Source organism: Chitinophaga sp., assembly GCF_036566945.1.
Classification (GTDB): domain Bacteria; phylum Bacteroidota; class Bacteroidia; order Chitinophagales; family Chitinophagaceae; genus Chitinophaga.
Window position 1 is genome coordinate 1 of record NZ_DATCVJ010000874.1, and the last position, 7,543, is coordinate 7,543.

Genomic DNA, 7,543 nt, shown 5'->3' on the forward strand with positions numbered 1-7,543 from the left:
CCGGATGCTTTAATCTTCCATTATCTGGCAATAAAATCCTGTTTCATTGACCAGCATCATTACTTTCCCCGGCTGAAAATCCGTTCCTTCTATCCTCAATACTTTATCCCGATCTTCCAGGTCAAAATTTATTTTACTATCCGGGAAATTTTCGCGCAGCAAAGCTACAATTTCTTTTGCAGCGGCTACCCGTTTTACATTTGTTACAAAGACTTCTACCATTCCGAAAAAATTTAGATTACATATAGTTGATACCGGGATGCCCCAATAGTCGCCTCCATAAGGCTATCTGTCCTATACAATTGGCTTCGCGGTATATAGAGAAGGTGACCATTTCCCAAAGTGGGAAAGACATTTTCATTTCCGGAAAATTCAGCATACTATCCAGCTGTTCATCGGTGGCGTTTACCAAAGCAGTTCTGAGCAACGGCGTAATTTCTGTCCAGTCTTTTTGATATACATCCAGCGAAGGATAAGTTACATCATCTTTAATCCCCTGATTGTGTTTAAACAATTCATCGGAAGATGATTTTTTTTCCACTTTTAAAAATCCGGCCAGATCAAACCGTTGTTGTACCAGGCTACCTGCGAGCCAGGCAACGTGATTGGCTTTTGTATCGAGGCGCTTGTGCGCTTCTGAATCAGATAATCCAAACAGCGCTTTCGGGAAAAGTCCTGTTTGCAGATCAAACAGTGAAAGAATGCCCAGCATCCTGTTGCTTGCAGTTTCCATATTCTTATTATTTTTAGGTATTCAAACTTGTTGTAAGATAGTCGATAATCTCCTGAATGGATGATGCTGATATCGCCAATCTTAGGGGGTATTTGCGACAAAAACGTTATGTTTGCGCCGTTAACGCTAAATTGAAAACCATATGATCAAGATAGGGATCCTGCTTATTCGCCACTACAAGCTCCTAAGCCTTGCAGCCATCACAGACGTGCTTGATACCGTCAATAAGATTTACTATAAAAACGGACAGTCAACACCATTTACCATTACACTTATTTGCACAGAAGACACCGCACACCTGGCCGCTGCTTTTCCTGATTACGCTTCGCAGGGAATAGATGTTACCACTGCTTTTAACCTGGTGCTGGTACCTTCTTTTACCACCGATGATCTGAAGCAATCTATCACCGAAAACCGCGACTACCTGCCGTGGTTAAGACAACAATACAAAAGCGGCGCAGAGTTGGCGAGCTTTTGTACCGGCGCTTTTTTGCTCGGTGCTTCCGGTTTGCTGGATGGAAAAATTGCCACTACCCATGTAGATGCCTGCAGAGATTTTGTGAGCGCATTTCCGGCAGTAAACCTGTTGTCTGATAAAACTGTTACCCACGATTCCGGTATTTATACCAGTGGAGGCGCTACTTCTACCTTCCACCTGCTGCTGCATTTGCTGGAAATACACTGCGGTATTGAAATTGCGGTAAGAACAGCCAAAATATTTGCGATCGATATGGGCCGGGATAAACAATCTTATTTCAGCACGTTCCAGCCTGCCCGTAATCATCATGACGACCTCGTGGCCTCTGCCCAGCAAAAGATTGAAACCAGTTATCAGGATGTTGGTACCATTGAAGAAATGATCAAAGACATTCCTTCCAGCCGCAGAAATATTGTCAGAAGATTTAAGCAGGTAACCGGTGTAACACCTATCGAATACCTGCAGCTCACCCGTATTGAAGCCGCCAAAAAATTACTCGAACAAACGGGGCAACAAATGATGGAAGTGATTTTTAACTCCGGCTACAACGACCCCAAAGCATTCAGAAAGGTCTTCCGCAAAACCGTAGGAATGACACCTTCTGAATACCGGGAGAAGTTTAATGCGGCGAGATAAGACTAGTGTCTATCCCAGAAAAAAGGTGGTTCAATATCCAGGGTGCGGAGATACACATACCCTTGTCCACGGTGATGAATTTCGTTGTCAATAAAGTATAACAGGAGACTGCTGATTGTACCATCATACTGATTGAACGCCTTCATGTGTTTTTGGAAATCCAACCCGGCTATTTTAGGCCAGTAGTCGTTGATCTGCTCCGTTACCACATCCCACAACTGTAATAATTCTTCTTTATTGGCAGGATTGGTCAAACCGGTATGTCCCAATAATTCTTCCATGGTTTTCCAGTCGCCATCCGTAGCAAAACCATGTACGCCAGCAGAAGCAATACCCAGTACTTCCATGGCCAGCACTGATAAAGGGCGCATGCCGCCAACACTGTAGGTAAACAGTTTATCGGCCGGAAACTTCTCTACCAACCTGCGGGTCAGATCGCGATGTCCCTGCCAATGGGCCAGGAGTTGTTGCGGGGTCAGGAATACATGTGTGGTTGGTGCGGTTGCCGTTAAAGTGTTGTTTTCCATAAAGCTGTATTTTTTTGTTTACGCTACAAAGAAAACAAGGGGCTGTGACAACCCTATGTCAGCAGCCCTCAAAAAAAGTTTTAGCGAAGGGAAAAATGCAGCGAAGGGGAAGGCCTTCGGCCTTTGTCTTTCTCAGGATTAGATTGATTTTGATGATTTTGATGATTTTTCCCTTTTTTATGCAGATCTCTATCTCTGTTTTTAAAGCTGCTATAAAAATATGCGACCACTATCTGAAAAATCAAAATCATCAAAATCATCAAAATCAATCTAATCCTGATCAAGACAAGCGCCGCAGGCGCTCCCCTCCGCTCACCAGCCAAAGTAAGCCTTCGCATTCCGGTAACAAATATCCTGTATCATCCCTCCTACCAGCGCCATGTCATCCGGTATTTCGCCGCGTTCTATTTCGTCCCCGAAAAGATCGCAGAGCAGGCGCCGGAAATATTCATGCCGGGGATAGGAAAGGAAGCTCCGGGAATCCGTAAGCATGCCCACAAAGCGGGAAATAAGCCCCATATTCGACAGGGCATTCAATTGCTTAGTCATGCCTTCCTTTTGATCCAGGAACCACCAGGCGGCTCCGAATTGCACCTTGCCGGCGATAGAACCATCGTTGAAGTTGCCGGTCATGGTGGCCATGAGTTCATTATCGGCCGGGTTCAGGTTGTATATGATGGTTTTGGTGAGCTTATCCTGGCTATCCAGTTTATCGAGGAATTTTGCCAGCGCCCTTGCCTGTGAAAAGTCACCGATAGAATCCCAGCCGGTGTCCGGTCCCAACAGGCGCATCATACGGGAATTGTTATTCCTTAACGCGCCAAGATGGTATTGCTGTACCCATCCTTTTTCCCAGTCCATCATGGCCAGCTCCAGCAGCAGGGCGGATTTAAACTGTCTTATTTCGGACAGAGTCAATGATTTGCCCGCCCGTATTTTCAGAAAAATCTGTTGGATATCTGTCGCTGTAAAATCTTCCGCATATATTTCCTCGATGCCATGATCAGAAACTTTGCAACCATGGGCCGCAAAGAAGTCGTGCCTTTCTTTCAGGGCCTGCAGCAGGTCATCATAGGTATTGATGTTACGGTTGCCTGCCTGTTCCAGTTTTTGTAGATAAGCATTGTATACCTGCGGATCATCTACGTTCATGGCCTGGTCCGGGCGAAAAGCCGGGATGACCGGTATTTCAAAGCCATCCGCTTTTATTTGCCGGTGATATTGGAGATCATCTGCCGGATCGTCGGTGGTACAAACCAGTGCTACGTTGCAGCTGCGCAAAAGATGACGGACACTGTATTCGGGTGTTTGCAACAGTTGGTTGCAGGTATCGTAAATAGAAGACGCCGAGGCCGGATGCAGGAGTTCAGTAATACCGAAGTAGCGTTGCAATTCCAGGTGTGTCCAATGATAAAGGGGGTTGCGCAATGTTTGCGGCACAGTAGCGGCCCACTTCTCAAACTTCTCCCAGTCGGTTTTTTCTCCTGTACAATAACTTTCCGGCACACCATTAGTGCGCATGGCGCGCCATTTATAATGATCCCCGTATAGCCATGCCTGTGTAATATTCTGAAACCGTGTATCAGCTGCTATCTGCGCAGGCGGCAGGTGGCAGTGGTAATCGATGACAGGCATATCCTTTGCGTAATGATGATATAATTTTTCCGCGGCATCGCTATTCAGGAGAAAATTTTCATCCATGAACTTTTTTCTCATCTACATAATTTTTAAGCCTTACAATGACACTCCTCTTTTCCAGGGAATAAAATCATCCTGCCCGTTTATCACGGATTTTGCGGTCAGCGTTCCGCTGGCCACCTGTATAACGTAGTCGAGTATACGTTCTCCTGCAGCGGTGATGGTTTCTTCTCCATCTATAATAGTACCGGTGTTGATATCGATAATATCCTGCATGCGCTGGTATAATTTCGTATTGCTCGACAGTTTGATCACGGGCGCAATCGGGTTGCCGGTAGGCGTTCCCAGGCCGGTGGTAAACAGTACGATATTAGCGCCGCTGCCTACTTCTGCGGTGGTAGACTCCACATCATTGCCGGGCGTGCATAATAAATTGAGTCCTGCCTGTTGTACTTTTTCCGGATAATCCAATACCGCTACTACCGGTGAGGTACCTCCTTTTTTAGCGGCGCCGGCAGATTTGATGGCATCGGTAATGAGGCCATCTTTAATATTTCCGGGAGATGGATTCATATCAAATCCGGAGCCTGCTTCTTCTGCACGTTGCGCATAAGTGCGCATGAGGCTAATAAAGCGCGTGGCATCTGCCACCTCACAGCAACGATCGCTCATCTCCTGCTCCACCCCGCATAATTCCGGGAATTCGGCCAACACTACGGAACCGCCCAAAGCCACGAGCAGATCGGAAGTGTAACCGATGGCCGGATTGGCAGAGATGCCGGAGAACCCATCAGAGCCTCCGCATTCCAGTCCTATGCAAAGTTTACTCAGCGGCGCGGGTTGCCGTGTACATTGATTGGCGATCATCAGTCCGGCAAAAGTTTGCCGGATAGCTTGTGTGATCAGCAGACTTTCCGCGCCGGTTTGCTGCTGATCCAGGATATACAGTGGCTTGGTAAAATGTGGATCGCGCTTGCTGATTTCTTCCTGCAACATGCTGATTTGTGCATTCTGGCAACCCAGGCTCAACACCGTAGCACCGGCCACGTTAGCATGGGTAATATAGCCCGCCAGCAGGCCACAGAGTGTCTGTGCATCCTGCCGGATGCCACCGCAGCCGCCATCATGCGTAAGGAACTTAATGCCATCCACATTTTCAAAGATGCGGGCATTTCCGGGCGAGGATGCATCTTCGGTGTATATGGTTTCCAGGATGCGCGCTGCATCCGCACCTGCCTGTTGCTGTGCTACCAGCGAGCGGGTGAAGGCCGCATATTTTCCCGGACGGCTATAACCCAGTTCTGTTAACAGCGCTTCTTTCAGCACTTCCACATTTCTGTTTTCACAAAATACCAATGGTATCACCAGCCAGTAATTGGCCGTACCTACACTGCCGTTTTCCCGGTGGTACCCATTAAATGTTTTTTGCTGCCATCGGGAGATATCAGGCGCCTGCCATGCTGTTCTCCGTTGTGCAGCCAGTTCAAATCCGTTGGCAGCGTGGTGTACATTTTCCACCGCAATTCTGCTGCCTGCTGTAATGGTTGTTTGTGCACGTCCTACCAATACTCCGTACATAATCAGGGCATCGCCCTTGTCGAAGGTGGTGGCGGCAAATTTATGTTTGGCAGGAATCTTTTCCTGCATCGTGTATACAGCGCCGTTATACTGCACTGTATCTGCCTTTTCCAGGTCTTGCAGTGCTACCAACACATTGTCTTGTGGATGCACTTTTAATACTTTCTGCTTCATACCTATCTCCTTAAAAAAGTCTATGATATCGTTATTTCTGTGGCGATGCGATTGAGATAAACTGCGGGGCCTTCTGTCAGTAATGCCTTCAGCATGACGGTTACCAGTTGCGTAAAACCGGGAATAGTGGTGAGGTCCTGGCCCCACACGGCGGTGTTACTGAGTGTAATTTGTGCCAGTGTTTCGGGTGTATGCTGCTGCCATTGTTCCTGGTACCAGCCGGCATATTCGTCGGTGATACTGTAAGTAGCGTCACCACGCATGAACAACAGGTGTGCGGCAAAGCCCAGCGAAATGAGGGCCGGCACCTGTTCGGTGCGTTCGTGATAATGTAACAATACCGGCAATACCCGCATCTTCAATTTGGACGTGTACTGGGTGCAGATACTTAACCAGCGATGTTCTATGTAAGGATTGCGAAAGCGGTCCAGTACGGCGCTTGCAAAACGGATGGCGGCATCAGGACGTATATGCTTATCCGTTATAGCGGGAATAATTTCCTGCATCATCAGCGCTTCCATATAGGTGGCCATTGGCTCGTGATTCATAGCAGCCTTCACGGTATCCAGACCGGCCAGGAAAGCCAGTCCGCAGCTGAGGGTATGTGTACCATTGAGCAGGCGTAGTTTTAGTTCCCGGAATACGTTGATATCCGGAGAGAGTACCACGCCGGCATCGGATTCACTGAAAGACAAGCGTTGTTTTACGCGTTCGCTATTAGTTTCAATGGCCCATAGCCGGTATACTTCTGTCATGATCATCAGGTCGTCGTCATACCCCGGTGTAAGCGCTGCGGCTCCCGGTACAATACAATCTACCAATGAGCTACAAAAGTCATTGCTGCGTTCCAGCCAGTCGGTGAAGGCGGCGCCGAGTTCATTAAAAGCACTCAACCGCAACAGGATTTCTTTTAGCCGATGGCCATTATCCGGGATCAACTCTGTAGGAATAATCACCATACCTTTTGTTCCATCTCCGTTGAAATGAAGATACCGCTGGTATAAAAAGGCCAGCAGCTTGGCCGGAAAGGAAGCCGGAGGAGCAGCATGAATACTTTCTGCCACATATGCAATCCCCACTTCAGTGGTATTGGAAATCACGATCTCCATCTGGGGATCGGTGGCACATGCCAGGATCTGTTCCCATTGGGAGGCGGCGTTCAACACCCTGCTGATAGATGCATTGATAATATCGACGGAAACCTTGCGACCTCCTTCAATGCCCCTGACACATTGTGTATACAGGTTATCCTGTTCATCAAAAGCAGCAGTGCTGCCTTTGTCTGTCGATTTCACCACCACAATCCGGCCATTGAAATGCCCTTCTTTATTGGCTTTGTCAATGAAAGCATCGGGCAAACCTCTCAGTAATACGCCGGTGCCGAACTGCAGGACTTTTTCCGGCAGGTCGAAGCAGTTGCTGGCGGGCAGCTGTAAGGTGTCGCTCTCGTGTAAACGGGACAGTGTCTCTTTAGATAGTTTCATGCCATTATTTTTTAATCATCATTTCCATTTCATTGGCGGCTAACAGGTACGCCCCTACGCCTTTCGGATCGTTGTCGACCACCTTTTCACTGAGATAATATTCGTAGCTGCCATCCCGGTAAGGTTCGCCTCCCAGGCCCGCTACGCTGACAGTACCACCGAGGGTGATATCTCCCGTATTATTTTTCCGGATAAACTGTTTTAAAATACCGGCATAGCCTTTTGTGGCCACCTGTTTGTAAGCTATAGGAAGATAACCTAAGCGGATACCTTTCGCCAACGCATATACGAACAT

Annotated in this window: 8 protein-coding genes; 1 reads left to right on the plus strand and 7 read right to left on the minus strand. The window is 47.7% G+C overall.

Features of this window, described 5'->3' with window-relative positions; all coding sequences use genetic code 11:
- Positions 1-9: 9 nt before the first annotated feature.
- Entirely contained in the window at positions 10-222 is a 213-nt protein-coding gene (locus VIP81_RS26405) for a hypothetical protein (RefSeq protein WP_331968331.1), read from the minus strand.
- A 16-nt stretch (positions 223-238) separates the two neighbouring features.
- Complete coding sequence (locus tag VIP81_RS26410) at positions 239-733, minus strand: DinB family protein (protein WP_331968334.1); 495 nt, start codon at positions 731-733, stop codon at positions 239-241.
- A 142-nt stretch (positions 734-875) separates the two neighbouring features.
- On the opposite strand from VIP81_RS26410, the gene VIP81_RS26415 reads away from it, so the two are divergent.
- On the plus strand, positions 876-1,847 hold the full coding sequence (locus VIP81_RS26415) for a GlxA family transcriptional regulator (RefSeq protein ID WP_331968337.1): 972 nt from the start codon (positions 876-878) through the stop codon (positions 1,845-1,847).
- A gap of 2 nt (positions 1,848-1,849) precedes the next feature.
- On the opposite strand, the gene VIP81_RS26420 is transcribed toward VIP81_RS26415, so the two are convergent.
- The 5 genes from VIP81_RS26420 to VIP81_RS26440 form a co-directional block, all read right to left on the minus strand.
- Positions 1,850-2,374 (minus strand): DinB family protein, encoded by a 525-nt coding sequence (locus tag VIP81_RS26420; protein ID WP_331968340.1) that lies wholly within the window; start codon positions 2,372-2,374, stop codon positions 1,850-1,852.
- Positions 2,375-2,686: 312 nt separating this feature from the next.
- The gene (gene uxaC / locus VIP81_RS26425; protein ID WP_331968343.1) at positions 2,687-4,090 is read right to left on the minus strand and encodes a glucuronate isomerase; all 1,404 of its coding nucleotides are present in this window, start codon (positions 4,088-4,090) and stop codon (positions 2,687-2,689) included.
- Positions 4,091-4,108: 18 nt separating this feature from the next.
- A complete protein-coding gene (locus tag VIP81_RS26430) occupies positions 4,109-5,764 on the minus strand; it encodes an altronate dehydratase family protein (RefSeq protein WP_331968350.1) in 1,656 nt (551 codons plus the stop codon).
- A 20-nt stretch (positions 5,765-5,784) separates the two neighbouring features.
- Entirely contained in the window at positions 5,785-7,248 is a 1,464-nt protein-coding gene (locus VIP81_RS26435; protein WP_331968353.1) for a tagaturonate reductase, read from the minus strand.
- Between the two features lie 4 nt (positions 7,249-7,252).
- The coding region (locus VIP81_RS26440) for a glycoside hydrolase family 88 protein (RefSeq protein WP_331968356.1) at positions 7,253-7,543 on the minus strand (291 nt) is incomplete at its 5' end.